The 26246-nt window shown below is 69.3% G+C and carries 25 protein-coding genes; 13 read left to right on the top strand and 12 right to left on the bottom strand.

What is annotated here, in order from left to right; translation table 11 throughout:
- The first annotated feature begins 7 nt into the window (after positions 1-7).
- A complete protein-coding gene (locus J2N69_RS23825; protein WP_230902552.1) occupies positions 8-1420 on the top strand; it encodes a hypothetical protein in 1413 nt (470 codons plus the stop codon).
- A 201-nt stretch (positions 1421-1621) separates the two neighbouring features.
- Here the strand turns inward: J2N69_RS23825 and J2N69_RS23820 are convergent, their stop codons facing one another.
- The 3 genes from J2N69_RS23820 to J2N69_RS23810 all read right to left on the bottom strand — a co-directional run bounded on the left by J2N69_RS23820 (position 1622) and on the right by J2N69_RS23810 (position 4777).
- Positions 1622-2038 carry a PIN domain nuclease gene (locus J2N69_RS23820; protein ID WP_230902551.1) on the bottom strand — a complete coding sequence of 139 codons (417 nt, stop codon included), beginning with the start codon at positions 2036-2038 and terminating at the stop codon, positions 1622-1624.
- Positions 2035-2286 (bottom strand): type II toxin-antitoxin system VapB family antitoxin, encoded by a 252-nt coding sequence (locus tag J2N69_RS23815; protein ID WP_230902550.1) that lies wholly within the window; start codon positions 2284-2286, stop codon positions 2035-2037. The genes J2N69_RS23820 and J2N69_RS23815 overlap by 4 nt, the downstream gene beginning before the upstream one ends.
- Positions 2287-2848: 562 nt before the next feature.
- Entirely contained in the window at positions 2849-4777 is a 1929-nt protein-coding gene (locus tag J2N69_RS23810) for a P-loop ATPase, Sll1717 family (protein WP_230902549.1), read from the bottom strand.
- Between the two features lie 254 nt (positions 4778-5031).
- Here J2N69_RS23810 and J2N69_RS23805 point away from each other — a divergent pair, with 254 nt between their 5' ends.
- Together J2N69_RS23805 and J2N69_RS23800 are read left to right on the top strand one after the other, a co-directional pair.
- A complete protein-coding gene (locus tag J2N69_RS23805; protein WP_230902548.1) occupies positions 5032-6804 on the top strand; it encodes a hypothetical protein in 1773 nt (590 codons plus the stop codon).
- Positions 6804-7982 (top strand): serine/threonine-protein kinase, encoded by a 1179-nt coding sequence (locus tag J2N69_RS23800; protein ID WP_230902547.1) that lies wholly within the window; start codon positions 6804-6806, stop codon positions 7980-7982. The genes J2N69_RS23805 and J2N69_RS23800 overlap by 1 nt, the downstream gene beginning before the upstream one ends.
- A gap of 169 nt (positions 7983-8151) precedes the next feature.
- Here the strand turns inward: J2N69_RS23800 and J2N69_RS23795 are convergent, their stop codons facing one another.
- The 3 genes from J2N69_RS23795 to ychF all read right to left on the bottom strand — a co-directional run bounded on the left by J2N69_RS23795 (position 8152) and on the right by ychF (position 9928).
- Positions 8152-8406, bottom strand: coding sequence for a Txe/YoeB family addiction module toxin (locus J2N69_RS23795; RefSeq protein WP_230902546.1), 255 nt, complete (start codon positions 8404-8406; stop codon positions 8152-8154).
- Complete coding sequence (locus tag J2N69_RS23790) at positions 8403-8687, bottom strand: type II toxin-antitoxin system Phd/YefM family antitoxin (protein ID WP_230902545.1); 285 nt, start codon at positions 8685-8687, stop codon at positions 8403-8405. The genes J2N69_RS23795 and J2N69_RS23790 overlap by 4 nt, the downstream gene beginning before the upstream one ends.
- A gap of 152 nt (positions 8688-8839) precedes the next feature.
- Positions 8840-9928: a redox-regulated ATPase YchF gene (ychF, locus tag J2N69_RS23785; protein ID WP_230902544.1), complete on the bottom strand. Its 1089-nt coding sequence runs from the start codon at positions 9926-9928 to the stop codon at positions 8840-8842.
- A gap of 224 nt (positions 9929-10152) precedes the next feature.
- Between ychF and J2N69_RS23780 the strand changes: the two genes are divergently transcribed.
- A complete protein-coding gene (locus tag J2N69_RS23780) occupies positions 10153-10782 on the top strand; it encodes a DUF6542 domain-containing protein (RefSeq protein WP_230902543.1) in 630 nt (209 codons plus the stop codon).
- A gap of 44 nt (positions 10783-10826) precedes the next feature.
- On the opposite strand, the gene ppgK is transcribed toward J2N69_RS23780, so the two are convergent.
- On the bottom strand, positions 10827-11570 hold the full coding sequence (ppgK, locus tag J2N69_RS23775) for a polyphosphate--glucose phosphotransferase (RefSeq protein WP_230902542.1): 744 nt from the start codon (positions 11568-11570) through the stop codon (positions 10827-10829).
- Between the two features lie 22 nt (positions 11571-11592).
- On the bottom strand, positions 11593-12576 hold the full coding sequence (locus J2N69_RS23770; RefSeq protein ID WP_392720179.1) for a 4-hydroxy-3-methylbut-2-enyl diphosphate reductase: 984 nt from the start codon (positions 12574-12576) through the stop codon (positions 11593-11595).
- Between the two features lie 131 nt (positions 12577-12707).
- Between J2N69_RS23770 and J2N69_RS23765 the strand changes: the two genes are divergently transcribed.
- From J2N69_RS23765 to J2N69_RS23750, 4 genes are all read left to right on the top strand, one after another.
- Entirely contained in the window at positions 12708-14114 is a 1407-nt protein-coding gene (locus tag J2N69_RS23765; protein WP_230902540.1) for an APC family permease, read from the top strand.
- A gap of 118 nt (positions 14115-14232) precedes the next feature.
- Positions 14233-15441 carry an exodeoxyribonuclease VII large subunit gene (gene xseA, locus J2N69_RS23760; protein WP_230902539.1) on the top strand — a complete coding sequence of 403 codons (1209 nt, stop codon included), beginning with the start codon at positions 14233-14235 and terminating at the stop codon, positions 15439-15441.
- Between the two features lie 9 nt (positions 15442-15450).
- Positions 15451-15738, top strand: coding sequence for an exodeoxyribonuclease VII small subunit (locus J2N69_RS23755; protein ID WP_230902538.1), 288 nt, complete (start codon positions 15451-15453; stop codon positions 15736-15738).
- Positions 15739-15913: 175 nt separating this feature from the next.
- On the top strand, positions 15914-16504 hold the full coding sequence (locus J2N69_RS23750; RefSeq protein ID WP_127909990.1) for a malonic semialdehyde reductase: 591 nt from the start codon (positions 15914-15916) through the stop codon (positions 16502-16504).
- A 167-nt stretch (positions 16505-16671) separates the two neighbouring features.
- Here J2N69_RS23750 and J2N69_RS23745 read toward each other — a convergent pair whose 3' ends face one another.
- The gene (locus J2N69_RS23745) at positions 16672-17190 is read right to left on the bottom strand and encodes a DUF4245 domain-containing protein (protein ID WP_230902537.1); all 519 of its coding nucleotides are present in this window, start codon (positions 17188-17190) and stop codon (positions 16672-16674) included.
- 175 nt (positions 17191-17365) lie between these two features.
- Here J2N69_RS23745 and glpX point away from each other — a divergent pair, with 175 nt between their 5' ends.
- Positions 17366-18397: a class II fructose-bisphosphatase gene (glpX, locus tag J2N69_RS23740; RefSeq protein WP_127909988.1), complete on the top strand. Its 1032-nt coding sequence runs from the start codon at positions 17366-17368 to the stop codon at positions 18395-18397.
- A gap of 90 nt (positions 18398-18487) precedes the next feature.
- Here glpX and J2N69_RS23735 read toward each other — a convergent pair whose 3' ends face one another.
- Entirely contained in the window at positions 18488-18862 is a 375-nt protein-coding gene (locus J2N69_RS23735) for a WhiB family transcriptional regulator (protein WP_230902536.1), read from the bottom strand.
- A gap of 124 nt (positions 18863-18986) precedes the next feature.
- Positions 18987-19682 carry a DUF1707 SHOCT-like domain-containing protein gene (locus J2N69_RS23730; protein WP_230902535.1) on the bottom strand — a complete coding sequence of 232 codons (696 nt, stop codon included), beginning with the start codon at positions 19680-19682 and terminating at the stop codon, positions 18987-18989.
- Between the two features lie 199 nt (positions 19683-19881).
- Here J2N69_RS23730 and J2N69_RS23725 point away from each other — a divergent pair, with 199 nt between their 5' ends.
- A complete protein-coding gene (locus tag J2N69_RS23725; protein ID WP_230902534.1) occupies positions 19882-21549 on the top strand; it encodes a fumarate hydratase in 1668 nt (555 codons plus the stop codon).
- A 77-nt stretch (positions 21550-21626) separates the two neighbouring features.
- Here the strand turns inward: J2N69_RS23725 and J2N69_RS23720 are convergent, their stop codons facing one another.
- On the bottom strand, positions 21627-23162 hold the full coding sequence (locus J2N69_RS23720) for a ricin-type beta-trefoil lectin domain protein (protein ID WP_230902533.1): 1536 nt from the start codon (positions 23160-23162) through the stop codon (positions 21627-21629).
- 123 nt (positions 23163-23285) lie between these two features.
- Here J2N69_RS23720 and J2N69_RS23715 point away from each other — a divergent pair, with 123 nt between their 5' ends.
- The 3 genes from J2N69_RS23715 (at position 23286) to J2N69_RS23705 (ending at position 26222) form a co-directional block, all read left to right on the top strand.
- Positions 23286-24731 carry a class II fumarate hydratase gene (locus J2N69_RS23715; RefSeq protein WP_269075629.1) on the top strand — a complete coding sequence of 482 codons (1446 nt, stop codon included), beginning with the start codon at positions 23286-23288 and terminating at the stop codon, positions 24729-24731.
- A 43-nt stretch (positions 24732-24774) separates the two neighbouring features.
- Positions 24775-25464, top strand: coding sequence for a cytidylyl-2-hydroxypropylphosphonate hydrolase (gene fomD, locus J2N69_RS23710; protein WP_230902532.1), 690 nt, complete (start codon positions 24775-24777; stop codon positions 25462-25464).
- A gap of 116 nt (positions 25465-25580) precedes the next feature.
- Positions 25581-26222: a class I SAM-dependent methyltransferase gene (locus tag J2N69_RS23705; RefSeq protein ID WP_230902531.1), complete on the top strand. Its 642-nt coding sequence runs from the start codon at positions 25581-25583 to the stop codon at positions 26220-26222.
- The last annotated feature ends 24 nt before the right edge of the window (positions 26223-26246 follow it).

Raw genomic sequence — 26246 nt, 5'->3', positions numbered from 1 at the left:
GCCAGGAATGAGAGTGTGGCTCGGGCGTCTGCTGGCCGATCTGCGCGGCGGGCGCAGCTGCCTGTGGCTGCTGCCCCGGAGTGTGCTCAAGGAGGCAGGCGACCGGGCCGACCGGCTGATCGACGAAGTGCTATACGAACTCGGCGAATTCGTTCTGCTGCCTTCGGACGAATTCGCCGCCTCGGCTTCCGCCCGCTCTCCGGCCACGGCCAGACCTGCGGCGAGCGGCCGGTGGTCAGGCTTGGCCCCGGTGCCCGACTTCGACGACGGGTTGCCGGAGCTGCCCACGCCAAGGAGCCTGGCGCCTCTCGCACCGGAGCCGCCGACGCCTCCCACCCCGGCCGAGGCACTGGCGGGCCTGCTGGAACGCCTCGGCAAGGAACTGAGCTTCAGCAGCGGCGCGGACACCGCCGGCTCGGACCCGACCGGCGATGTGCTGGCCCGACTCACCGGTCACGGCAGCGGCACGGCCGAGACCCGTCCGGTGGTCGTGCGGGCCTGGCGTGAGTCGGTGCCGTCCGCTGCCGCTGATCTCCTGCGCCGCCTGGTGGCCACGGCCAAGGAGGCAGGCCTCCCCCCGGATCGGCGCCCCAGAGCCCTCGTCGTCGCCACCACCGACGACCTGCCGGCGGACCTGCCCGCTCAGCTGGCCCGGGAAGCCATCGCGGTTCACTGGTGGTGGGGCGCCACCGGACGCCTGGACACCGCCACGGTCGTCGCGCTGGCACGTCCACCGCTGGTTTCCGCCACGGAGCGCGGGCACCTGCACGAAGCGGTCATCCAGGCCACGATCACCGAAGTGTGCGGCCCGTTTCTCGACATCGCCGCCGCTCTGGCCAGTCGCTGGGACGACGGACGCCCCGAGACCCTGGCGTCGGCCCTCCACGACGTGCTCGCGGACCTCCCCGGACCAGCGGTCGTCCCTCCGCAGCGGACCGAAGGCACCAGGCATCCCGGCCGCCGCCCTGACGACAGACTGCTCGCTGCCTGGAACGCGGGCACGGTCGACAGCTGGGACGGCCGGCTGCGCCGCCACCCCGGGTGTGACCTCGCGCACGAACGGGCGGTGGCCGCACGGATTTGGCTGGCGCAGAACCACGTGCTGCTGCCGCTGCTGGACGACGCCCGGGACCAGTTCACCACCACCGTCCGGGCACGTGCCCGGGTCCCGCTGGTCCGGCTCGCACAGGACTACGGCCCACGCCGCGAATCCGGCACGGCCTCGGAACCGGCCGCATCCGCCGTCTCCATGATGGAACTGGGTGCGATGTGGAGCGCGCACTGCGACGGCGTGATCGCCCTCGTCCCCGCCGAGCGTCGCCGGCTGCGCATCCTGCGCGAGGCCCGCAACCGCCTCGCCCACCGCGCCCCCCTCGATGGCGACCGGCTCGGACAGCTGGTCGAGGAACTCTGCCGCTGACAAGAGGCACCGGCGGATGTGCCGCTGTGCTGAGACCAACCGTCTCGAAGGTGACGCTCTCCTGCCGCATCGCCTTGAACGGCTCGTGGAGTCACCGTCCGGGCGGCCCGGCAGGCCGGGGACAACACGACGCCCAGAAAGCTACCTGGCACATGCGGGCGCCGGTGTACGGATGCCCGAAGCTCTGACCGCGTTCGCGGCTCAGTCCGCGGTGCCGGGTTCCACGACCCACTCGGCTCGCAGCCCGCTCACCGAGGCGATCATGTCGAAGTCGCCGTCGTAGTGCAGGACCGTGGCCCGGTGCCGTTCGGCGGTTGCCGCTATGAGGACGTCGGCCAGCGACAGCGCCCGGTGAAAACCAGCGTTCAGCGCCAGTGCCTGGATCGCGAGTGCCCGCTCGAACTCCTCGTCATTGCAGGGCATGTAGTCGAAACCACGGAGCAGAGTACGCAGGCGCAGCGCCTCGGGCTTTCCGCGCGCCGAGTACAGAACCTCGTACTCGGTCGGGGCGCACACCGCTAGGAGCCCGTCACGGTCCAGCGCGTCCAGCCGCGCCCGCACCGCCGGCTTGCTCCGGCGGGCCAGCGCGGACTTGTCGATGAGGTAGCGCCCCTTCACGCCGCCGAATCCCCGCCTTCGCGCTTCAGCGAACCGTCCGGATTCCGCGGCCCCGTCTGCGACCGGATCTCCGCGAACACGTCCTCGAACTCACCCTCGTCAATGGCATCGAACAGCTCCCGGCGCAGCCGCAGCCTCACCCCCTCCTCCATGGCCGCCCGCACTGCGGCGGCCTTCGTCTTCACTCCGTACACCCGCATCGCCTGCTCGACGATCTCCTCGTCCAGATCGATCACAGTCCTGGCCATCAGTTATCCCTCCACAGCCCGACGACCATCAACGATATCAATTTAGCCTTAAAAACGACATCGGGAAGCTGAGTGTCCCGAGGGGCCTCCCTGAACTGTCGCGCGAAGAGAGCGCAGACAGAGGGGGCGATCAGGGCAGGGCAGGTAACCTCCCAGCACCGAGCAGCTGCTGTTCCCAACCCTCCTCCAGCATCGACGCGATCTGCCCGACCCTTACCAGGGCTTGGTCCGCCGCCTCGCCATCGAAATCCCACTCCGGAACGTTCCCCAGGCTCAATGCCAGCACGGGCAGCCCACTCGCATCCCAGCACCATCCCAGCACGGGAAAAGACCAAGGGCCCGACCCCGAAGAGCCGGACCCTCTGTGACCTGCACATTTGCCAGATCAGCAACGTGGTGCCATGTGAGCCACTACACCGCTTGCGCACAGCCTCCGGCTGCCTCCTCCGGGGCTGGGTTGCGAAGCGGTGCCCGCGCCCCTGGCTCTCATCCAGGAGGCTTCGACTGTCCGAGCCTTGTAGAGATGGACCGGGCTCCTCAGACCGACTCCCCGGGGCCTGCGTCATCCAGAGGAGTCGGAGTCTCGGCCGCCGACCGACCCACCCAGCACACGCTCAAGCCTGCGTGCCTCGTCGGCCAAGCGCAGAGTGACGGCCTCACTGTCGTACCCCTCACGGGCGAGATGGTCGGCGAGTGTCCCCAGGGAGGTGATGGCGTAGCGCACCCGCGCCTCGACGCTTTCGCCCTCCCCTGCGAGTGTGTGGTCCTGCCTGCGCATTGCTGACAGGGCGAGTCTCGTGTCTTCGCGTACATTCACCGGCAGTCCCGATCGCCCGAGGTGGTGCAGCAGGCGCTGCACCACACGATCGACCTCCTCGAGGAGACGCACGTCGCGGTCAACGGTGAACCCTGCGTCCGTCACGGTGATGTTACGCAGGAAACTGGTGTGTGTGCCGCTCGGTAGGGGGGCCTGCAGGGCCAGGTCAGCCGCCGTCGATCGTGTCATCGCGCCCTCCGTGCAGTTCAGTGCTTGGCGGAAACAGGGATGGACGTACAGATCATCCTCGTACACCTGGACAGGCAGCGACGTCGAACCCGCGTACGCGACGCTGTCTCCCCGCCTCACACCCAGGAAACCGACGGCGAAGAGGGCCGCCACCACGGCTTGTGCGGTGAGGTGTTCGGTGTATGCGGAGTACGCCTCGTGCAGGTCTGCATGGATGGCGGAGAAACGTTCGCCGAACTCGTCCCGGGAGACCCGGTGGTCGCCGTTCTCGAACAGAGCGAAGACTTGGCGCAGAAACGGAAATCCGACGTTGTACTCCCTGGCAAGGTCCTCCAGCTTCCACTGGGAGAAGCGCTTGGTCGCGGCGAGGACATCGGACTCGCGCACCGTGCCGTGCCCCCGTTCCCATGCGACGTCACGGCAGAGGGTGAGGAACTGGATGGCGTCGCGCGGGCGAGGCAGGCAGTGGCGTTCGAGATAGTCGGCCGTCGGTTCGCCGCAGACGGTGCTGGGGAAGACATCGCCCCACAACTGCTCGTGGGTGAGCTGTCGCCTCAAGGAAACGGACGCTCGGGCGAGCGCCAAGTCACGCAGGGCCTCCGGGGTCCAGGTGATCTGCATCTCCTCACTGCGGAACTTGTCACCGTCCGCGAAGTTGAGGGTGTCGTAGATGTCGGAGCGGATGAACAGCACGCAGCGCACCGATGTGCCATAAGTCCTTGCGAGGTGCTTGGATGCCAGAAGCAGCCCCGTGACCAGGGCATGGCTGTCAGGGTCCGCCTCCCACACCAGTTCCAGCTGGTCGACAAGGACGAGCAGAGGCGGGTGCCCGCCGGTGGCGCAGTCCAGCGCCCCTTGAGCCGCCCGAACGCCGGCTTCGAGCGCGTCGAGCTGACGCATCGCGCGGGCACCTTCGGAGCCGAGCCCGACAGTGCCGTCGCCAGTCTCCACACTGGCCTCGATCCCGAACATCTTCAGGGACAGCGTCGCCGACTGCAGGCGACTCGTGCCACGCCTGAGTCTGTCCGTGAGGCGTGCCTCGTGCTCCTCGCCGTTGATCCGCAGAAATTCGCGCAGCGCACGGACAGGCGCGGGTTGCCGTAGCGACCGGCTGTGCCGGGCGCGCGCATGCCCAACCACGTAACGGGCGACCTGCACGGCGAACAGATAGCGCCAAATCAGCGACTTGGCGGTGTCCGACGTGATGCCCTGCAGGTCGAACCGGCGGATCTCATCGCCCGCAGCGCTGTCCGGCATGATCTCAGCCGTGGGACCGGGATACAGCCCTCCGTGGGCGAGTTGAGCACAGATGGCGCTCTTGCCCGAGCCTTTTCGGCCGATAACCAGTGATTTGCGCCCATGGAGTGCCGCTTCGTAGGCGAGGGTCCGCTGGAAGCCCTGCCTCAGCAGGCCGTCGGCGAAGTCGTGCTCGGCGTCATCACGCCCGAAGAAGAGATCACGTACCGTCTGGTGCGGCTGGTCCACGATGTCCGCGACTCCTCCTGAGTCGGTAACTCCTTGATGGGCGCCTCGGCAGGCCCTGCGGTACGGATCCGCGTCAACAGCCTGGTCAGATTAGCCCGTTCAGAAGCCGGATGACGGAGGCGTACACATAATGAGCAAGACAGGCCCGAGTCATTTGTGTGCCGAGTGAGAAGCCTCGTCGATGGAGGCGTCAGCCAATTTCGGGGGACGAAGTGGGAGAGTACGGAGACGAAGAGGCGCCATTCAGTGAAGTCGTGGGAGCGTTGCAGCGGTTGGACGGCGATGTCGACGTCTTGGGAACGCAGGTCGCAGCAGTGCAGGGCGACGTCACAGCTCTGCGAGGCGAGTTTCGGGCCATGGCCGCTGAACTCGGTGACGTCTCACACACCATCGGCCGGGTCGAGAGCTCTGTTGGCCAACTCGGCCGGACGTTGGACGAGTTCAGGGATCGATACGCCAAAGATCAGGCTCGGGCACGCGCCGAGGCGGAGTTGACCCGGCTGACGACCGAGTGGCATGCACGGTTCGAACAGCGCCGACAGACCCGCGCCCTGGCTCACGGACTCGTCCACGCGCTGACGAAAGACGCTCTGGAGAAAGGGATGGTGGACAAAGATCTGGTGGCCGCATGTGCCCAGGAACGCATGCTCATGGACCGCGGCTTCTGGCTCGGTCCGGCCGTGGTGGCTCTCGCGGCCCGCCATCTCGACAAAGAACCGCAGATGCACCGGGCCCGGGCTCAGGCGTACTCCATCGACCAGGCGCGTGCCAACCTCTTCTTCACCTTGACCTGCACCCGCCTGGGCGAACTGGGCGAAGCCGCCCGCTGGATGGACCGCTATCTGCAGTCACTTGACCCCTACGCCTTGGACGAGGACTTCCACGTCGTACTCGACGCCGTCGCTTGCAACGAGCTGGGAGCACAAGCGCATGCATACACCCGGCAGGCGATGCGGCAGTGGCTCAGCCGTCTCGATCTGACCCAGGCGACCACGCTTGAGACTCAAGTGGCCCGTCACATGGGTGACTTGGGAAAGGTTCTACCAAAGCAGCGATACCAGGAACTAAGCAACTTGTGCGCCGATAACTGGGGCGTCCTGCGCAGCGGCTGGGAGTGGGCAACCGTCCCGAAGGCCACGCTCGCCCATCTGCGCCGCGCCTTCCCCGGTGACCTCGACGACGCTCCGGCAGGACACGCCGACAGCGCTCTCGACGCGCTCATCGACCGTCATGACGCCGACGAGGCACAGCTCGCGTCGCGCATCCGCTATCTCGAACTCGTCGTCGAGCACGGCGGTGACGAGGAGACAGCACGACAGGAGCACACGGCACAGCGGAACGCCGCAAGGCCGGTGAACCTCCGGACACTGCTGGTGAACGCCGTCTTCATGCCGGAAGCCGTGCGTCTGGGAGAAGAGGCACGCTTGTTGGCACTCCGTGCGGTGTGGCCTCACGTGCTGAACTCGTCCGAGGCCTATGCGCAACGCTCCCGGTCACTGCTCCCCCGGCAGATCGACGTCAGCTGGGGTGAGTGGAGTCGCCCTCTTCCCGCAGACCCAACCGTGGCCGTGCCAACACAGCAGCTGGTTGACGAAGTGCGGGAGCTGATAGCGGAGCGCACCCATCAAGAGGTCGAATCCGTCCAGCTCAACCGGTTCCGGTTTCTCGGCGCCGCCGTGGTGACCGTGGTGAGCACAATCATGGCGTTCCTCCTACCACAAGGGGCACCGCGGGTCATCGCCGCCACCCTCGCGACCGCTGCCGTCGTTCTGGTGATCACCGAATGGCGGCGAGTCCCGGCACGCAAGCAGGAACTCAGCCGCGAAGGCCAGGACAGCGCCCAGACCGCCACCGCCGTCCTGAACCGGGCGTTGACCCAGCGCGTCACGTTCTTCACGGCATGGCACGAGAACCTCGATGTCTCTCCCCAGCTGGCAACTTGGGCGAACCAGGCGTGGCGCAGCGAGGCGGGCGCACTCGAAGGAGACCCTCGGGGCGCAAGCGGAGACAAGAGGGAGAACGAGTGATGACAGGTCTGCGCGACCACCGCCGCTTCGTCGGCCCGGGCGGCCGCTTCGAACTGGTCGACCACATCGGTAGCGGCGGATTCGGAGACGTGTGGCGTGCCCGCGACGGGATGCTCGGCCGCGAGGTGGCCCTGAAGTTCCTTGCCTTGGACCGGCTGGCCGGGCCGCGTCCGACCCCAGAGCGCGTCCCGCAAATACGCGACCGGTTCGCGCGCGAGAGCCTGATCGCCGCCAAGGTCGACAGCCCGTATGTCGCCAGGATTTACGACTGCGACATGGGCGACGAAACGCCATTCCTCGTCATGGAGTACGTGGACGGTGAGCCGCTGAACGCCCATGTGGGCATCACCCCTCTGCCACTGGCACGGACCTGTCGTTGGAGCAGTCAGATTGCCCAGGGTCTCGCCGCCGCTCACGACCAGAGCGTCGTCCATCGTGACATCAAACCCGGCAATGTGCTCGTTAGGGAGGCCGACAGCGACGTACGCATCGTCGACTTCGGTCTGTCCCGTTTCGTCGACGCCACCGAGACGCGCAGCGCGGCCGGCACACCGCTGTACATGTCACCGGAGCGGTGCCGCGCCGAGCCGGGCGACGAACGCAGCGACCTGTACTCACTCGGCTGCGTGATGTACGAAATGGTCACCGGATGGCCACCCTTCGGTGACACCCGCGCCGATCCCGTCGCTCTCGCCCAAGCCCACCAGAACAAGGCACCCACACCGCCGCGGGCGCAGGTGGAAGGAGTGCCGCCGACCCTCGAAAAACTGATCATGACCCTCCTGGCCAAGGATCCCCAGCATCGGCCCCGCAACGCGCGCGCGGTCGTCCACGCGATCAAGGAGGTCGAACGAGACCTCGATGCGTCCGGAGCAGAGCGGCGTGCTGACGGCCCCGCACCGGGCCCGGGCGCATCCGTGTCCGACAGCGGCTTCGCGGATCAACTGAGCGCTGCTGAACTCACCGTACGGCGGCTCATCCGGAAGCACGGCCAAGACCATGCTCTGGTCATCACAGCGCGCATGGAACTTGCCGACCTCACTGGGCACAGCGGTGACGTGCGCGGAGCCGCCGCACTGTACGACCGGCTCGGTCGGGACTGCAGCGCCTGGTTCGGTCCGGGACACAGCCGCACGCTCGACGCCTTTGAAGGCATGGCGCGGTGGGTCAGCGCCTGAGGCGAGGAAACCCAGTAGCGCATGCGCCATGTTGCAGGTACGGCCCATGTCGGAGTACCTGGAGCGCCGCCTGTCGGGTCCTGGCCTTTCCCCGCGGAAACATCCGCTTCGATCGCTCCCAGTATCATTCCGGCACGAGAGCGGCGACCCAGCACGGACAGCCCGGCGGTCAGTAGTGATAGCGGGCAGCGAGGATCACGATCTCCTTGTCCGTGACCAGGTAGACGAGGCGGTGTTCGTCGTCGATCCGCCGCGACCACGCCCCGGGCAAGTGGTACTTGAGCGGCTCGGGCTTGCCGATCCCCGTGAAGGGGTCACGCTTGACGTCCTCGATCAGCTTGTTGATCCGAGCGAGCATCTTGCGGTCGTCCTTGAGCCAGGATGTGTAGTCCTCCCAGCCCTGGTCCTCGAACACAAGCCTCACGCAGCACCCTCGCCCGCGACATCCGCCGAGTCGGGATCGATCAGCTCGCGCTCCGAGACGTTGCTGTCGCCCAGAGCGTTCTCGTATGCCCTGAGCAGCCGCCGTGCGTTTGCAGGCGAGCGCAGCAGATACGACCCCTCGCGCAACGCCGCGTAGTCCTCGGCCGAGACAAGCACAGCGTTGCCATGCTTGGAGACGATCTCGATGGCCTCGTGATCGTCGTTGACCTTCTTGATCAGCGGAAAGAGAGCCTTGCGGGCTTCGCTCGCAGTTATCGACATGGGCTGACTCCCTACATCAAGTGGTACCAAATAACGTACCACTCCTAGCCGCCATCCCAGCACGGGAAACAGCAAGGGGCCGACCCTCGAAAGAGCCGACCCCTTTTGACCTGCGCGTTGCCCGGCCGTCAACGTGGTGTTATCTCATCCGCTCACACGTTGAACCGGAACTCCACCACGTCGCCGTCCTGCATGACGTACTCCTTGCCCTCCATACGCGCCTTCCCCGCCGCCCGAGCCTCCGCCACCGACCCCGTCTCGACCAGGTCCGCGAAAGAGATGACCTCGGCCTTGATGAAGCCCTTCTGGAAGTCCGTGTGGATGACGCCCGCCGCCTCGGGGGCCGTCGCGCCCTTCTTGATCGTCCAGGCGCGGGACTCCTTGGGGCCCGCCGTCAGGTACGTCTGCAGGCCCAGCGTGCGGAAGCCGACGTGGGCGAGGGTGGCGAGGCCCGGCTCCTCCTGGCCCACCGACTGGAGGAGTTCCAGCGCCTCCTCGTCGTCCAGCTCGGCGAGGTCCGCCTCCAGCTTGGCGTTGAGGAAGATCGCCTCCGCAGGGGCGACCAGCGCGCGCTGCTCGGCCTTGAAGTCGTCGTCCGTCAGCTCGTCCTCGTCGACGTTGAAGACGTACAGGAACGGCTTCGTGGTGAGGAGGTGCAGGTCGTGGAGGAGCTCTTCGTTGCCCGAGCCCTGGACGATGCCCTGGGAGAACAGCGTGTCGCCGCGCTCCAGGATCTCCTTGGCCTCCTCGACCGCCTTGACCTTCGGCGCGATGTCCTTCTTGATGCGCGACTCCTTCTGGAGGCGCGGCAGGACCTTCTCGATGGTCTGGAGGTCGGCGAGGATCAGCTCGGTGTTGATCGTCTCGATGTCGTCCTTGGGCGAGACCTTGCCGTCGACGTGCACGACGTTCTCGTCCTTGAAGGCCCGGATGACCTGGCAGATCGCGTCCGACTCGCGGATGTTCGCGAGGAACTTGTTGCCGAGGCCCTCACCCTCGCTCGCGCCGCGCACGATGCCCGCGATGTCGACGAAGTCGACCGTCGCCGGGAGGACCTTCTGCGAGGAGAAGAGTTCCGCGAGCTTCGTCAGGCGGGGGTCGGGGACGCCGACCACGCCGACGTTCGGCTCGATCGTGGCGAACGGGTAGTTGGCCGCCAGCACGTCGTTCTTGGTCAGGGCGTTGAACAGGGTCGACTTGCCGACATTGGGCAGACCGACGATTCCGATCGTGAGCGACACGTTGCGACTTCCCGTACGTCAGGGCTGGGTGGGGCGGTCCCTTCGTACCCGCGCTTGGTGCGTGCGCTTCGTACGTGGGCCGATCCACCAGTCTACGGCGTGCCGCAACCGGCTCCTCCGGTCGGCCGTCCGCCGGGCTCCGCCCTGTCGAACGCATGGCCAAGGTCACTCAAAGGGCGTGTCCCGTGCCTGATTCCGCGCGGCGGCCGACCTAGGTTGGTCCAGTGGAGCAACACAGGACGCGTCCCCCTCAGCCCGACCCGAAGGCCGCCGCGGCGGCCCGGCCCCGCCGGACCGCACCGCTGCCCCCGCAGGGCAGAGCCGCCGAGCCCGGCCCGGTGTACCGGGCCGCGGCCCGTCCTCGCCGTCCCGTCCCGCCGTTCGTACGGGCGCTGCGCCGCTCCCCGCTCTACCGCCGGCTGCGGGGGATGCCGAACCCACGCCTGACGGGGCTCGGCAGCGGGCTGTTCTGCGCGGCCGTGATGTTCCTGCTCGCCTGCCTGCTGTGGCTGCTGTTCGACGGTTCCCTCGTCGCGTACGGCGTGCTGTTCGTGCCGGTGGCCGCGGTCACCGCGCTGTGGGTGCGGCCGGCGGACCTGGTCGCCGCGCCGGTGGCCGTGCCGATCGCCTTCGCCGCCGGGATCATGCCGATCTCGGGGGGCTCCGGCGGCATCGGCGGGCACGTCATGGGGCTCGTGACCGCGCTGGCGCTGCACGCGGGATGGCTCTACGGAGGCACGCTCGTCGCCGGGCTCATCGTGACCGTACGCAAGATCCGGCTGATGACCGAACGCCGCAGGACCCCGCGGCCGGCGCCCCGACGGCCGGACGAGAAACGCGTTCCCGCCGCGTGACCATCGGAGCACCCGCCCGCCTCGAAACGGGGAGGCGCAAGCCCTTACGCCTCTCCCGCCGCCGCCATCGCCGCCCCCACGATCCCCGCGTTGTTCTGGAGCTGGGCGGGGACGATCTCCGCCCGGATGCCCTCGATCAGCGGCAGGAACTTGTGCGCCTTGCGGCTCACGCCGCCGCCGATGATGAACAGCTCGGGCGAGAACAGCATCTCCACGTGCGCGAGGTACTTCTGGACGCGCCGCGCCCAGTGCTCCCAGCTCAGGTCCTCGTCCTCACGCGCCTTGGAGGAGGCCTTCTTCTCCGCGTCGTGGCCGTGCAGTTCGAGGTGGCCCAGCTCGGTGTTGGGCACCAGGCGGCCGCCGGTGAACAGGGCGCTGCCGATGCCCGTGCCCAGGGTGAGCATCAGGACCGTGCCCGTGCGCCCCTGGCCCGCGCCGAAGTGCATCTCCGCGACGCCCGCCGCGTCCGCGTCGTTCAGGACGGTCACGGGGGCGCCGCCGAGCCGGTCCGAGACCAGCTTGCGGATGTCCGTACCGATCCAGCTCTTGTCGACGTTGGCGGCCGTGCGGGCCGTGCCGTCGGTGATCACGCCGGGGAACGTGGCCCCTACGGGCCCCGTCCAGCCGAAGTGCTCCACCACCTCGCACACACCCTCGACCACCGCGTCCGGCGTCGCCGGATGCGGGGTCAGCACCTTGTGCCGCTCTTGCGCCAGGTCTCCGCGGTCCAGGTCTACGGGCGCACCCTTGATCCCGGAACCGCCGATGTCCACACCGAAGATCTGCATGGCCCCCACGTTACGGGCAGGGTCAGCGCTGTGACAGCTCCGCCGCCTCCGCGCGCAGGTCCCTGCGCAGCTCCTTCGGCAGCGAGAAGGTGATCGACTCCTCGGCGGTCTTCACCGTCTCCACGTCGCCATAACCCCGCTCGGCGAGCCACTCGATGACGCCGTCGACCAGGACGTCCGGCACGGAGGCGCCCGAGGTCAGGCCGACCGTGGTCACGCCCTCCAGCCAGGCCTCGTCGATCTCGCCGGCGTTGTCCACCAGATGGGAGGCGGGGGCGCCGGCGTCGAGGGCGACCTCGACCATGCGGATCGAGTTGGAGGAGTTCTTGGAGCCGACGACGATGACGAGGTCGGCGTCCTCCGCGAGCTTCTTGACCGCGATCTGGCGGTTCTGCGTGGCGTAGCAGATGTCGTCGCTGGGCGGCGAGAGGAGGTTCGGGAACTTGTTCTTCAGGGCGTCGACCGTCTCCATCGTCTCGTCGACGGAGAGCGTCGTCTGGGAGAGCCAGACGACCTTGTCGGGGTCGCGCACCTCGACGTTCGCCACGTCCTCGGGGCCGTCCACGAGCGTGATGTGGTCGGGCGCCTCACCGGACGTGCCGATGACTTCCTCGTGACCCTCGTGGCCGATCAGGAGGATGTCGAAGTCCTCCTTGGCGAACCGCACGGCTTCCTTGTGGACCTTGGTGACCAGAGGGCACGTCGCGTCGATCGTCGCCAGCTTGCGCTCGGCGGCCTCCGCGTGGACGGTCGGGGCCACGCCGTGCGCGGAGAACATGACGATGGAGCCCTCGGGGACCTCCGCCGTCTCGTCGACGAAGATGGCGCCCTTCTTCTCCAGCGTCTGCACCACGTACTTGTTGTGGACGATCTCGTGGCGTACGTAGATCGGGGCCCCGTACTGCTCCAGGGCCTTCTCGACGGCGATCACGGCACGGTCCACGCCCGCGCAGTAGCCACGGGGAGCGGCGAGCAGGACACGGCGGGAGCCAGGCGTTGCAGTCATGCCCACCATCGTAAGGCCGCGTCCGGGCATCGTAAGGCCGCGTCCAGCGCGTCAAGGATCGCCCGGTTGGGGAGACTGGAGGCTGCGTTGATCTCCCGCGTTGATCTCATGCGTTGATCTACGGAGGCACGATGTCCGATCAGTCCGCCGGCCAGGGAGCCCAGCCCTCCGGCAAGGGAGTCCACTCCGGGGGCCATGAGCCTGCCGGGGGCACAGAGCTGCGGCGCAGTCTCGGCTTCCGGGACCTCGTCGTCTACGGCCTTCTCTTCATCGCCCCGATGGCCCCGGTCGGTGTCTTCGGGACGCTCGACGCGAAGTCGCACGGGGCCGTCGCCCTCGTCTATCTGATCGCCACCGTCGCGATGGCCTTCACCGCGTTCAGTTACGCCCAGATGGTGCGGGTGGTCCCCCAGGCGGGGTCCGTCTTCGCGTACGCGCGCGTGGGGCTCGGCAAGGGCCCGGGGTTCATCGCCGGGTGGATGGCGATGTTGGACTATCTGCTGATCCCGGCCGTCGCCTACCTGTTCTCCGGCATCGCCATGAACTCGCTGGTCCCCTCGGTGTCGCGGTGGGTGTGGACGGCGCTCGCGGTGCTCATCACGACCGCCCTCAACCTGTGGGGCGTGCGCACGGCGGCGCGGGTCGGCTTCGCGGTGCTCGCCATGGAGATCGTGGTCCTGCTGGTCTTCGTCGTCGCGGCCGTGGTCGTCCTGGTCCGGGACGGGGCGCAGCGGGACTGGCTCTCGCCGCTCACGGGCGACGGTTCGCAGGGCGCGTTCGCGCTCTCGGCGGTGGTGGGCGCGGTGTCGATCGCCGTCCTGTCCTACCTGGGCTTCGACGCGATCGCCTCCTTCGCGGAGGAGGTGACGGGCGGCTCGGCGAAGGTCGCGCGGGCGGTGCTGTTCTGTCTGGCGCTGGCGGGCGTGCTGTTCATCGCCCAGACGTACCTGGTGGCGCTCCTGGAGCCGGTGTCGTCGGCCGAACTGGCCGCCGAGCCCGGCAAGCAAGGGACCGCTTTCTACGATGCCGTGAACTCGGCGGCGGGCGCGTGGCTGCACGACCTGGTGGCCGTCAGCAAGGCGATCGGCGCGGCGTTCGCGGCGCTGGCGGGGCAGGCCGCGGCGGGGCGGCTGCTGTTCGCGATGGCGCGGGAGCGGCGGCTGCCGAAGGCGTTGTCCCGGACGGACTCCGGTACGCCGCGGATCGCGCTGCTGTGCGCGGCCGTGGTGACGCTGGTCGCCGCGGTCTGGGCGGCACGGCGCGACGACGGCATGGACCACCTGGTCTCGGTGGTGGACATCGGGGCGCTCACCGCGTTCCTGCTGCTGCACGCGAGCGTGGTGGGGTGGTTCGCGGTGCGGCACCGGGAGGACGGGTTCAGCTGGTGGCGGCATCTGCTGGTGCCCGTGCTCGGGGCGGCGATCGTGGTGGCCGTCATCTGGGAGGCGTCGGGGTCGGCGCAGGTGGTGGGGGCGGTGTGGCTGGCGGTCGGGCTCGTGGTGCTCTTCGCGCAGCGGGCGCGGCGGACGGATCTGTAGATCTCCGTACGTACACGCGGACTTCCGTACGTACACGGCAGACCCCCGGACATAGACGGCACACCTCCTTACGCATACGGCGCGAGGCGCTGTCACACCCTCCCGCTACGCTCGCCGCATGGCTCTCAACACGTCCGCGGACGCCCCGCTCCCCGTGGGGCAGGTGTCGCGGCTCATCGGTGGCTGGATCGACCGCCTCGGTGCCGTGTGGGTGGAGGGGCAGATCACCCAGCTGTCCCGCAGACCCGGCGCCGGCGTCGTCTTCCTGACGCTGCGCGACCCGTCGCACGACATCTCGGTGAGCGTCACGTGCTACCGCCAGGTGTTCGACGCCGTGGCGGACGTCGTCTCGGAGGGCGCCCGCGTCGTCGTCCACGCCAAGCCGGAGTGGTACGCGCCGCGGGGGCAGCTGTCCCTGCGGGCCGCCGAGATAAGGCCGGTCGGCGTCGGTGAGCTGCTGGCGCGGATCGAGCAGCTGAAGAAGAGCCTCGCCGGGGAGGGCCTCTTCGCCCCGGAGCGCAAGAAGGCGCTGCCGTTCCTGCCGCAGCTCATCGGCCTGGTCACCGGCCGCGCGTCGGCCGCCGAGCGCGACGTCCTGGAGAACGCCCGGCACCGCTGGCCCGCCGTCCGCTTCGAGGTGCGCAACGTCCCCGTCCAGGGCGTGCACGCGGTGCCGCAGGTCGTCCAGGCCGTCAAGGAGCTGGACGCGCTCGACGACGTCGACGTGATCATCGTGGCGCGGGGCGGCGGCAGCGTGGAGGACCTGCTGCCGTTCTCGGACGAGCAGCTGATCAGGGCGGTCGCGTCGTGCCGTACGCCGGTGGTCTCCGCGATCGGGCACGAGCCGGACAGCCCGCTGCTCGACCTCGTGGCGGATCTGCGGGCCTCCACGCCCACGGACGCCGCCAAGAAGGTCGTACCGGACGTCGGCGAGGAGTACGAGCGCGTGCGCTGGCTGCGCGACCGTGCCCGGCGGTGTGTGGACGCCTACCTGGACCGTGAGGAGCGCGGCCTCGCGCACGCCCTGGGCCGCCCCTCCATGGAGCATCCGCACCGCATGGTGGAGGAGCGCGAGGAGCAGGTCGCGGCGCTCACCGACCGCGCCCGCCGCACGGTGGGGCACCTGCTGGACCGGGCGGCCTCGGAGCTGACCCACACGCACGCGCGCGTGGTGGCCCTCTCCCCCGCGGCGACCCTCCAGCGGGGGTACGCGGTGCTGCAGAAGCCGGACGGCGCGGTCGTCCGGGCCCCCGGGGACGCGAGCGCCGGCGAGGAGCTGCGGGCGCGGGTCGCCGAGGGCGAATTCACCGTACGAGTCGACATTTAGGGTGGGCGCATGACCAGCAAGACGGACGAGGCCACGGGCCCGGCGGACGCCCTCGGGTACGAGCAGGCGCGGGACGAGCTGATCGAGGTCGTACGCCGCCTCGAAACCGGCGGCACGACGCTGGAGGAGTCGCTCGCCCTGTGGGAGCGGGGCGAGGAGCTGGCGAAGGTGTGCCGCCGCTGGCTGGACGGCGCGCGCGCCCGCCTGGACGCGGCCCTCGCGGGTGAGAGCGCCGGTGACGATGTCTCCGTCGCCTCGGACCGCGCGGCGACGGAGAGAGCAGACACAACGGACTAGACAGACTGGGCGGACTGAGCGAATCAAACGGGCGAAGCCCCGTAAAGCCCCGTAAAGCTCCATGAAACCTGTGAAGCGGATCACGACGGGGCGACTTTTGTTGAATCTTAAACGTCGCCTGTCGTAGGGTCGGACGTGCCAGCTGATCCACAGCACGTATCGAGAAGGTTGATCCATGTCTCTCGCCCTTGACCCCGCCGCCCAGGACCTGCTCTTCCGCGAGGCCCGCACCGCGAACACCTTCACCGACGAGCCGGTCACCGAGGAGCAGGTCCAGGCGATCTACGACCTGGTCAAGTACGGCCCGACCGCCTTCAACCAGTCGCCGCTGCGCGTCACCCTGGTCCGCTCCCCCGAGGCCCGCGAGCGCCTGATCCCGCACATGGCCGAGGGCAACCGCCTGAAGACCGCGTCCGCCCCGCTGGTCGCGATCCTCTCCGCCGACAACGAGTTCCACGAGGAGCTGCCGGCGCTCTTCCCGCACTTCCCGCAGGCCAAGGACGTCTTCTTCGCCGAGCGCCCGGCCCGTGAGCAGGCCGCGCTGGTGAACGCCACGCTCCAGGCCGGCTACTTCATCGTGGGCGTGCGCGCCGCCGGCCTCGCCGCGGGCCCGATGACCGGCTTCGACTTCGCGGGCGTCCAGAAGGAGTTCCTGGACGACGACCACACCCCGCTGATGATCGTCAACATCGGCAAGCCGGGCGACGACGCCTGGTTCCCGCGCTCCCCGCGCCTCGCCTACGAGGACGTCGTCACCACCATCTGAGCGACGACGCACAGCGCGCGCCGCACGGCGCATGCCGCACAGCGCATGACGCACAGCGCATGACGCACAGCGCCGACCGCACCTGCGCGAAGGGCCCCCGGCACACCCGCCGGGGGCCCTTCTCGTACGCGCCAGAGCGCACTCGCGGTGACGCGAGCACGCCGCGCTCAGGACGTCTTCAGCGCCTCGACCATCTTCGTGAGCTGCCCGAACGAGGCCGTGCCCGCGACGACCGTCGTGGCGCCCTTCTCCGTGCTCACCAGGGCGTCGTACGTCGTCCCCTTGTAGCGGCGCCAGTCGCGGCCGCCGACCTTCTCCACGGTGTCGGTCCGCACCGCTTCCCGGGTGGCGTCGTCGATGAAGCGGGCCGGCTTCTCGGTGGACTGCTTGATCACCACGTACTCGCCGTCCGGGTCGAGGAAGCCCAGGTGCCACTTGTCGTGATCGGCGCCGTTGTACCGCACGGACGTGGGCTTCCACTCCTTGGACAGGCCCTCGGGCGCCGCCACGGGGTACGCGGCGGCCCGCCGGGCCGTCAGGAGCTCCACGCGGTAGTCCACCCGCTTGACGGGGGTCTTGGACTCGTCATGCGGGATGAAGAGGTAGATGACGCCCGCGACCAGGGCGATCACCACCAACGACCACAGCATGTTCTTGACGGTCTGGTTGCCTTGTCTGCCTGCCACGTCCCCATCGTCTCAGGCGGCGGACACGCGCCGTTCCCCGGTGTCTCCTCCGGCCGCATCCCGCCACCCGAGCCGCTCATGCGTGGGGCCCGCTGCTCATTTTGTCGGCCTACGGATAGAGTCATGCGCAATCCCTCATCCGGCCGTCGTCGTATCAGCAGAGAGGTGCGTCCCGATGACCGAGCATCACCTTCCGTCCGAGCTGGAGGTCTCTCCCGAGGCCCCCGACCGCAACCTCGCCCTGGAGCTCGTCCGGGTCACCGAGGCGGCCGCCATGGCCGCCGGCCGCTGGGTCGGCCGCGGCGACAAGAACGGCGCGGACGGCGCCGCGGTCAGGGCCATGCGGACCCTCGTCCACACCGTCTCGATGAACGGCGTCGTCGTCATCGGCGAGGGCGAGAAGGACGAAGCCCCGATGCTCTTCAACGGAGAGCGCATCGGTGACGGCACCGGTGCCGAGGTCGACATCGCCGTCGACCCGATCGACGGCACGACGCTGACCGCGAAGGGCATGCCCAACGCGATCGCCGTGCTCGCCGCCGCCGACCGCGGTGCCATGTTCGACCCGTCCGCCGTCTTCTACATGGACAAGCTGGTCACCGGCCCCGAGGCCGCGGACTACGTGGACATCAACGCGCCCGCGTCGGTCAACATCCGCCGCGTCGCCAAGGCCAAGAACTCCTCGCCCGAGGACGTCACGGTCATGATCCTGGACCGCCCCCGCCACGAGGGCATCGTCAAGGAGATCCGCGAGACCGGCGCCCGCATCAAGTTCATCTCCGACGGCGATGTGGCCGGCTCGGTCATGGCCGTGCGCGAAGGCACCGGCGTCGACCTGCTCATGGGCATCGGCGGCACCCCCGAGGGCATCATCTCGGCCTGTGCGATCAAGTGCCTGGGCGGTGTCATCCAGGGCAAGCTGTGGCCCAAGGACGACGCCGAGCGCCAGCGCGCCCTCGACGCCGGCCACGACCTGGACCGCACGCTCTCCACGGACGACCTGGTCAAGGGCGACAACGTCTTCTTCGTCGCGACCGGCATCACCGACGGCGAGCTGCTCCAGGGCGTGCGCTACCGCGCGGCCACCGCCTCGACGTCCTCGCTGGTCATGCGCTCCAAGTCGGGCACGATCCGCAAGATCGACTCCGACCACCGGCTCTCGAAGCTGCGTGCCTACAGCGCGATCGACTTCGACCGCGCCAAGTAGGAGCAGACGGTTCATACGGTCCCATACGGGTTCGTACGACGAAGGGGGCGTCCCGTGCGGGGGACGCCCCCTTCGTCGTACATCCGACACCTACCCCGCGGCGGCGATGCCCGTCGCGTGAGCCGCCTTCTGCAGCTCCACGTCGCGCCGGCGGCGGCGGGCCAGGACCACGCGGCGCTCGGCGGCGGTGAGGCCGCCCCACACGCCGTACGGCTCGGGCTGGAGCAGGGCGTGCTCGCGGCACTCGACCATCACGGGACAGCGGGCACAGACGCGCTTGGCCGCCTCCTCGCGCGAGAGCCGGGCCGCGGTCGGCTCCTTGGAGGGGGCGAAGAACAGCCCGGCCTCGTCGCGGCGGCACACGGCCTCCGTGTGCCAGGGGGCGTCATCGGTCCGATCCCGCACTGCCCCCCGCTGAGCCGGAACAGCGGCGACCTGCAGGGACTGACGCGACGGTTGCTGCACGGTCTACTCCTGACGACGGCTTCGCGAGCGAGAGACGATGGAGCAGCTCTACCCGCTGTGTGCGCGCCTATGCACTGAGTTCCGACGCGTGGCGGTTCGCGCGCCCCCCGGTGGGCCCAGGCCGTCAGTGCCCGAGGTGCCCGCGCATCTTGCGGTGCAGGTCACGGATGAGCTTGCCGCGCTTCGGGCGCGCCTCGACATTGCCGAAGATCGCCGTGCCGTCCACGAAGACGACCGGGGCGTCCTGCTCGGCGGAGTCGAGTGTGTCGACCTCGAAATTGCCGAGTACGCCGGCGCCGCTGCCGCGCAGCGAGACGTTCTCCGGGACGCGGATCTCAACCGAGCCGAAGATCGCGACGGCCTTGATGACCACCTGGCGCTGCTCGAAGATCGCCTCGCTCAGGTCGATCTCGACGCTGCCGAAGACCGCGTACGCATGGGTGCGGCGGGCCACACGCCAGCGGCCCTTGCGGACGGAGCCGCTGAGGACCGCGACCAGGTTCTCGTCGGCGACGGCGGGCACCGCGCCGGGTGAGGGCCTGCCGGGCGCGGGCGCCGACACGTACCCCGACGAGGGGCCACCGGTTCGGTCGTGGGCGGCGGGGAGGTCCGCGATCAGCGGCTCCAGCTCGCCCACGGTCTTGGCGCGGTACACCCCCTCGACGCGCTCGGCGTGCTCCTCGGCGGTGAGGCGGCCCTCGGCCACGGCCTCGCGGAGGATGTCCGCGATGCGGTCCCGGTCGGCGTCGGAGGCGCGGAGCGACCCCGACTTCTCGGCTGTGGCGGGAGCGGGCTGCGGGAGGCGCTTTTCGAGGTCCACGGCAGCAGCGTACCCAATCGCGATAGATCGCGACTAGCTCCTGTGAACAACCGACCAACCCGGACGACCCTTGGTGTCGCGGCGGCAGCGGCCTACTGAGCCTTACCTCACAGACCGGGCCCGCGTCGCGCGTTCTACGCTGGTTGGCGCGTCGCCAATGGAGGCCGCGCCGCCGTCTGCCGAGTGAGGAATGGCCGCAATGCCAGAGTTCGAGTACTCCGATCTGCTCCCCCTGGGAGAGGACACCACCCCGTACCGGCTGGTGACCTCCGAGGGCGTCTCCACCTTCGAGGCCGACGGGCGGACGTTCCTCAAGGTCGAGCCGGAGGTGCTGCGCAAGCTCGCCGCCGAGGCGATCCACGACATCCAGCACTACCTGCGCCCCGCGCACCTGGCGCAGCTGCGGCGCATCATCGACGACCCCGAGGCGTCGTCCAACGACAAGTTCGTGGCGCTGGACCTGCTGAAGAACGCGAACATCGCGGCCGCCGGCGTGCTCCCCATGTGCCAGGACACCGGCACCGCGATCGTCATGGGCAAGCGCGGCCAGAACGTCCTCACCGAAGGCGAGGACGAGAAGGCGCTCTCCCGGGGCATCTTCGACGCGTACACGAAGCTGAACCTCCGCTACTCGCAGATGGCCCCGCTGACCATGTGGGAGGAGAAGAACACCGGCTCCAACCTCCCGGCCCAGATCGAGCTGTACGCGACCGACGGCGGCGCCTACAAGTTCCTCTTCATGGCCAAGGGCGGCGGCTCCGCCAACAAGTCGTTCCTCTACCAGGAGACGAAGGCCGTCCTGAACGAGGCCTCCATGATGAAGTTCCTGGAGGAGAAGATCCGCTCCCTGGGCACGGCCGCCTGCCCGCCGTACCACCTGGCGATCGTCGTCGGCGGAACCAGCGCCGAGTTCGCCCTGAAGACCGCGAAGTACGCCTCCGCGCACTACCTGGACGAGCTGCCGGCTGAGGGTTCGCCGACCGGGCACGGCTTCCGGGACAAGGAGCTGGAGGAGAAGGTGTTCGAGCTGACCCAGAAGATCGGGATCGGCGCGCAGTTCGGCGGCAAGTACTTCTGCCACGACGTGCGCGTCGTCCGGCTGCCCCGGCACGGCGCCTCGCTGCCCGTCGCCATCGCCGTCTCCTGCTCGGCCGACCGCCAGGCGACCGCGAAGATCACCGCCGAGGGCGTCTTCCTGGAACAGCTGGAGACGGACCCGGCGCGCTTCCTTCCCGACACGACGGACGAGCACCTCTCCGAAGAGGGCGACGTCGTGAAGATCGACCTCAACCAGCCGATGGACGCGATCCTCGCCGAGCTGACCAAGTACCCGGTCAAGACCCGCCTGTCGCTCACCGGCCCGCTGGTCGTCGCCCGCGACATCGCGCACGCCAAGATCAAGGAGCGGCTCGACGCGGGCGAGGAGATGCCGCAGTACCTGAAGGACCACCCGGTCTACTACGCCGGTCCCGCCAAGACCCCCGAGGGCTACGCCTCCGGCTCCTTCGGCCCGACCACGGCCGGCCGCATGGACTCCTACGTGGAGCAGTTCCAGGCCGCCGGCGGCTCCAAGGTGATGCTCGCCAAGGGCAACCGCAGCAAGCAGGTCACCGACGCGTGCGGCACGCACGGCGGCTTCTACCTCGGCTCCATCGGCGGCCCCGCCGCGCGCCTCGCCCAGGACTGCATCAAGAAGGTCGAGGTCGTCGAGTACGAGGAGCTGGGCATGGAGGCGGTCTGGAGGATCGAGGTCGAGGACTTCCCGGCCTTCATCGTCGTCGACGACAAGGGCAACGACTTCTTCCAGAACCCGGCCCCCGAGCCGACGTTCACGCACATCCCGGTGCGGGGCCCGGGCCTGGCGTAAACACCGGTGCGGGTGCGCCCCGCCAGGGGCGCGGGGAACTGCGCGACCAGCCAGGACGCACCCGCAGAAGGTCAACCTCAGGCGAACCGCTGATTCGTGGTCCCGGCACACTTCTGAAGCCGCACCGGCTCCGTGCCCCCCGCAAGGGTCAGACACAGCCCACTCGCGGCAGCGGCCCGCACCGTCCCGCCCTCCCGGACGAACTTCTGGTTCGCGCCCCCGTGGCAGTTCCACAGCACGACGGCCGCGCCTTCCTCGTAGGCGCCGTCGGGCACGTCCAGGCACCGGTCCTGGGTCAGCCCGGTGTGCAGGGACCCTCGCGCCTCGTCGTACCACCAGGTCTGGTTGCGATTGCCCGTGCACTCCCAGCCCTGGACCTTGGTGCCGTTGCGGCTCTTCGAGGCGTCGACGTCGACGCACGTACCGGTGCCCTCGTTCTTCAGGGGTTTGAACGCGTCGTCCCAGGCGCCCTCGTACAGCTTCGGGCTGCCCGTGCTCGCCGGGTCGGCGCAACTGGCCTCGCGGTAGCCCGACGCGTGCAGCTGCGTCAGGCAGGACGCGAAGGCGGCGTGGCCGCGGGCGTTGGGGTGGAAGGACTGGCGTACGGAGTTGGAGTCCGGCGGGAAGGGGTTGGACACGTTCACGTAGAGGCCGCGCGCCCAGGTGTCCTCCATGCAGACCTCGTGGCCGTGGAAGAGGCGGGAGTTGTCGAGGTAGGTCGCGCCCGCGTTCCTGGCGGCCTTGCGCATGCCCTTCTCGAACGTCGGCACCGCGTAGTTGCGGCCCCACTCGGTGTCGGAGTCGTAGCCGAGCCCGCCGCAGGCGAGTTTGCCGGGGAACTTCGGGTTGTCGCGGAAGTCGGGGCCGATCGGGCTCGGGTAGCCCATGGCGACGAGCCGGTAGTCGCCCTCCAGGTAGCCCGCGTCCTTCATGACGGTCTTCAGGTCGCGGATGGACTGTTCGACCTTGGGCACGAGCGCGTCGACGCGTGCCTGCCAGCCGTCGTGGTACTTGCCCGCGCAGGCGCCCTGGCTGAGCAGATAGCGCGTCACGCAGTCCGTCATCACCGGGGCGAACTGGAGGTCGTCGTTGGCGCCGATGACGAGCAGGATCGTCTTGATCCGCGTGTTGCGCGCCTTGACGGCGAGGTTGTCGCTCTGCACCAGCTCGTCGGCGTACTGCTTCTGGCCGCCGATCCTGATGTTGACCGTCTGGGCGCCGGAGCAGGCGACGTTGTACGTCACGTCGGCGGGGATGCCGGTGCGGTGGATCGCGGCGTCCGGTGAGCGGTGGCACCAGTTGTCGGGGCCGTCGGTGCCCGGTTCGTACGTGCCGACGCCCTCGCCGGAGATCTCGCTGTCGCCGAGCGAGATCAGGCCGGTCTTGCGCTCGGCCATGGGGCGTTCGGCCGGGCTGCCGTAGAGCCTGGTCGCCTCGGCCGCCCGGATCTTCTCCAGCTCGGGCGGGAGGGGGACCGCTTCGGAGACCCGGGACCCGCCCCCCTCCGCCGCCTGGGCGGGCATCGCCGCCGTGCCGAGTACGGCCGCCATGGCGACGGCCGCCGCGAACGAACTGCGCAGCGCGGCCCGGCCACTGCGTCTGATGCGCTTCATTGCGCCTCCCCGGTGTGGTGTTACCCAGGGTTTTTACTGGTGGGTAGCACGCTTGGGAATACCCCGGACAAGACAAGTGCTCAACTTTTCCAGGGCTGTGGACGGAGAGGTAGGTTCGAGAGCATGACCAGCGACGCCAGCGACGCGACCGGCAACCACACCGGCGACGACCGGACCGGGCACACCGGCGAGTACCGCATCGAGCACGACTCCATGGGCGAGGTACGGGTCCCCGCCGACGCCAAGTGGCGTGCGCAGACCCAGCGCGCGGTGGAGAACTTCCCCATCTCGGGCCAGCGCCTGGAGCGCGCCCACATCGCCGCCCTCGCGCGGATCAAGGCGGCCGCCGCCAAGGTCAACGCGGGGCTCGGGGTACTCGACAAGGACATCGCCGACGCCATCGCCGACGCGGCGGCCGAGGTCGCCGAAGGGCGCTGGGACGCGCACTTCCCCGTCGACGTCTTCCAGACCGGCTCCGGCACCTCGTCCAACATGAACACCAACGAGGTCCTCGCCACGCTCGCCACCGAGCGCCTCGGACGCCCCGTCCACCCCAACGACCACGTGAACGCCTCGCAGTCCTCGAACGACGTCTTCCCGTCCTCGATCCACATCGCGGCCACGGGCGCGGTCACCAAGGACCTCATCCCCGCCCTGGACCACCTCGCCGCCGCCCTGGAGCGCAAGGCGGAGGAGTTCGCGGACGTCGTGAAGTCCGGGCGCACGCACCTCATGGACGCCACACCGGTCACCCTCGGCCAGGAGTTCGGCGGGTACGCGGCCCAGGTGCGGTACGGCATCGAGCGCCTGGAGGCCTCGCTGCCGCGCCTGGCCGAACTGCCGCTCGGCGGCACGGCCGTGGGCACCGGCATCAACACCCCGCCCGGCTTCTCCGCCGCCGTCATCGCCGAGGTCGCGCGGGCCACGGGGCTGCCGCTGACCGAGGCCCGCGACCACTTCGAGGCGCAGGGCGCGCGGGACGGCATCGTCGAGACCAGCGGGCAGCTGCGGACCATCGGCGTGGGCCTGACGAAGATCGCCAACGACCTGCGGTGGATGGCCTCGGGCCCGCGCACCGGCCTCGCCGAGATCAACCTCCCCGACCTCCAGCCCGGTTCCTCGATCATGCCGGGCAAGGTGAACCCGGTCATCCCCGAGGCGGCGCTGATGGTCGCCGCGCAGGTCACCGGCAACGACGCCACGGTCGCCGCGGCGGGTGCCGCGGGCAACTTCGAGCTAAACGTGATGCTGCCGGTCATCGCCAAGAACGTCCTGGAGTCGATCCGGCTGCTCGCCAACGTCGCGCGCCTGCTCGCCGACCGGACGGTCGACGGCATCACCGCCAACCGGGATCGGGCCCGCGAGTACGCCGAGTCCTCGCCCTCCGTCGTGACGCCGCTGAACAAGTACATCGGCTACGAGGAGGCGGCGAAGGTCGCCAAGAGGTCGCTGGCCGAACGCAAGACAATCCGCGAGGTCGTCCTGGAGGCCGGCTACGTCGACCGGGGCGACCTCTCCCTGGAACAACTGGACGAGGCGCTCGACGTGTTGCGCATGACGCATCCCTAGCGACCGCCCCATGCGCCACGGGACGGGCGTCTAATATCTGTGCATGACAGACCTCGACGGGAAGACGGCGACGGCAGGCGGCTCAGCGGGCCGGTGGGCCCCCGGCGACCACATCCTGTGGCGCTACCGGGAGAACGCCGGGAAGCACGTCCACATCTGCCGTCCCGTCACCGTCGTCCAGGACAGCGACGAGCTGCTCGCCGTGTGGATGGCGCCCGGCACCGAGTGCGTGAGGCCGGTGCTGGCCGACGGGACCCCGCTGCACCAGGAGCCGCTCGCCACCCGCTACACCAAACCGCGCACGGTCCGCAGGGACCACTGGTTCGGCACGGGCGTCCTGAAGCTCGCCCGCCCCGGCGACCCGTGGTCCGTGTGGCTGTTCTGGGAGCCGGGCTGGCGGTTCAAGAACTGGTACGTGAACCTGGAGGAGCCCCGGACCCGCTGGGCGGGCGGGATGGATTCCGAGGATCACTTTCTGGACATCTCCGTGCGCCCCGACGGCAGCTGGCGGTGGCACGACGAGGACGAGTTCGCCCAGGCCCTGCGGGTGGGTCTGATGGACGCCGGGAAGGCCGCTGACGTACGCGCCGCCGGCCGGGCCGCCCTTGACGTGATCGAGGCCTGGGGTGCACCGTTTTCGGACGGCTGGCAGCACTGGCGTCCCGATCCGTCCTGGGTCGTACCCGCCCTTCCGGATGACTGGGACCGTACGCCCGCGCGCGTGTCCTCATGAGACCCTTGATGCGCCCCCGTGGTTCAAACGTAGGATCGTCCTCCGCAAGGGCGCACAGCAGCAACTCCGTGGGTCTGCGCGCTGTCTGACAGGAAGTCATCGAGGGGCGGCAGAACGTGAGCGAGGACCGCAGGGGCCAGGCCGAGGCCTTTGACGCCATCGGGCGGCACTACGACGACGCCTTCCCGCACAAGGAGGGCCAGCTCGCCGCCGGGCGCCACCTGGCCGACGCGCTGGCGCCCGGCTCCCGCATCCTGGACGTGGGCTGCGGCACCGGACTGCCCACCGCTCTGCAACTGGCCGAGAAGGGCCACACCGTCCTCGGCACGGACATCTCGTCGGGCATGCTCGAACTGGCCGAAAAGAACGTCCCGGCCGCGGAGTTCCGGCTCATCGACATCGCGGACCTGACGGCCGACGGCCCGGACGGGATCGGCCGGTTCGACGGCATCGCCTGCTTCTTCGCCCTGCTGATGCTGCCGCGCCCCGAGATCCCGCAGGCGCTGCGGCGACTGCACGGACTGCTGCGGCCGGGCGGCCTGATGGAGCTGTCCATGGTCGAGGCCGACCTCGACGACGCGACGATCCCGTTCCTGGGGCACACAATCCGGGTATCGGGTTACCTGCGGGACGAGCTGCGCCAGGTCGTGCGGGACGCGGGCTTCGAGATCACCGGCGAGGACACGTACGCGTACGCCCCCGCCAGCAGCGATGTACCACCCGAGCATCAGGTCTTTCTGCACTGCCGACGCGGCTGAGCGACGTGCAACGCTGGACGGCGC

The sequence above is a fragment of the Streptomyces huasconensis genome (assembly GCF_021028635.1).
GTDB lineage: Bacteria > Actinomycetota > Actinomycetes > Streptomycetales > Streptomycetaceae > Streptomyces > Streptomyces huasconensis.
Note: the sequence above shows the minus strand (reverse complement) of the source record. Positions and strands in the feature narration are given on the sequence as shown.

Coding starts and splice junctions, on each gene's coding strand:
- J2N69_RS23725 (WP_230902534.1), top strand. CDS start 19,882: ATGCCAGAGTTCGAGTACTCCGATCTGCTCCCCCTGGGAGAGGACACC.
- J2N69_RS23800 (WP_230902547.1), top strand. CDS start 6,804: ATGACAGGTCTGCGCGACCACCGCCGCTTCGTCGGCCCGGGCGGCCGC.
- fomD (WP_230902532.1), top strand. CDS start 24,775: ATGACAGACCTCGACGGGAAGACGGCGACGGCAGGCGGCTCAGCGGGC.
- J2N69_RS23755 (WP_230902538.1), top strand. CDS start 15,451: ATGACCAGCAAGACGGACGAGGCCACGGGCCCGGCGGACGCCCTCGGG.
- J2N69_RS23765 (WP_230902540.1), top strand. CDS start 12,708: ATGTCCGATCAGTCCGCCGGCCAGGGAGCCCAGCCCTCCGGCAAGGGA.
- J2N69_RS23750 (WP_127909990.1), top strand. CDS start 15,914: ATGTCTCTCGCCCTTGACCCCGCCGCCCAGGACCTGCTCTTCCGCGAG.
- J2N69_RS23790 (WP_230902545.1), bottom strand. CDS start 8,687: ATGTCGATAACTGCGAGCGAAGCCCGCAAGGCTCTCTTTCCGCTGATC.
- glpX (WP_127909988.1), top strand. CDS start 17,366: ATGACCGAGCATCACCTTCCGTCCGAGCTGGAGGTCTCTCCCGAGGCC.
- J2N69_RS23815 (WP_230902550.1), bottom strand. CDS start 2,286: ATGGCCAGGACTGTGATCGATCTGGACGAGGAGATCGTCGAGCAGGCG.
- J2N69_RS23715 (WP_269075629.1), top strand. CDS start 23,286: ATGACCAGCGACGCCAGCGACGCGACCGGCAACCACACCGGCGACGAC.
- xseA (WP_230902539.1), top strand. CDS start 14,233: ATGGCTCTCAACACGTCCGCGGACGCCCCGCTCCCCGTGGGGCAGGTG.
- ppgK (WP_230902542.1), bottom strand. CDS start 11,570: ATGCAGATCTTCGGTGTGGACATCGGCGGTTCCGGGATCAAGGGTGCG.
- J2N69_RS23720 (WP_230902533.1), bottom strand. CDS start 23,162: ATGAAGCGCATCAGACGCAGTGGCCGGGCCGCGCTGCGCAGTTCGTTC.
- J2N69_RS23825 (WP_230902552.1), top strand. CDS start 8: ATGAGAGTGTGGCTCGGGCGTCTGCTGGCCGATCTGCGCGGCGGGCGC.
- J2N69_RS23770 (WP_392720179.1), bottom strand. CDS start 12,576: ATGACTGCAACGCCTGGCTCCCGCCGTGTCCTGCTCGCCGCTCCCCGT.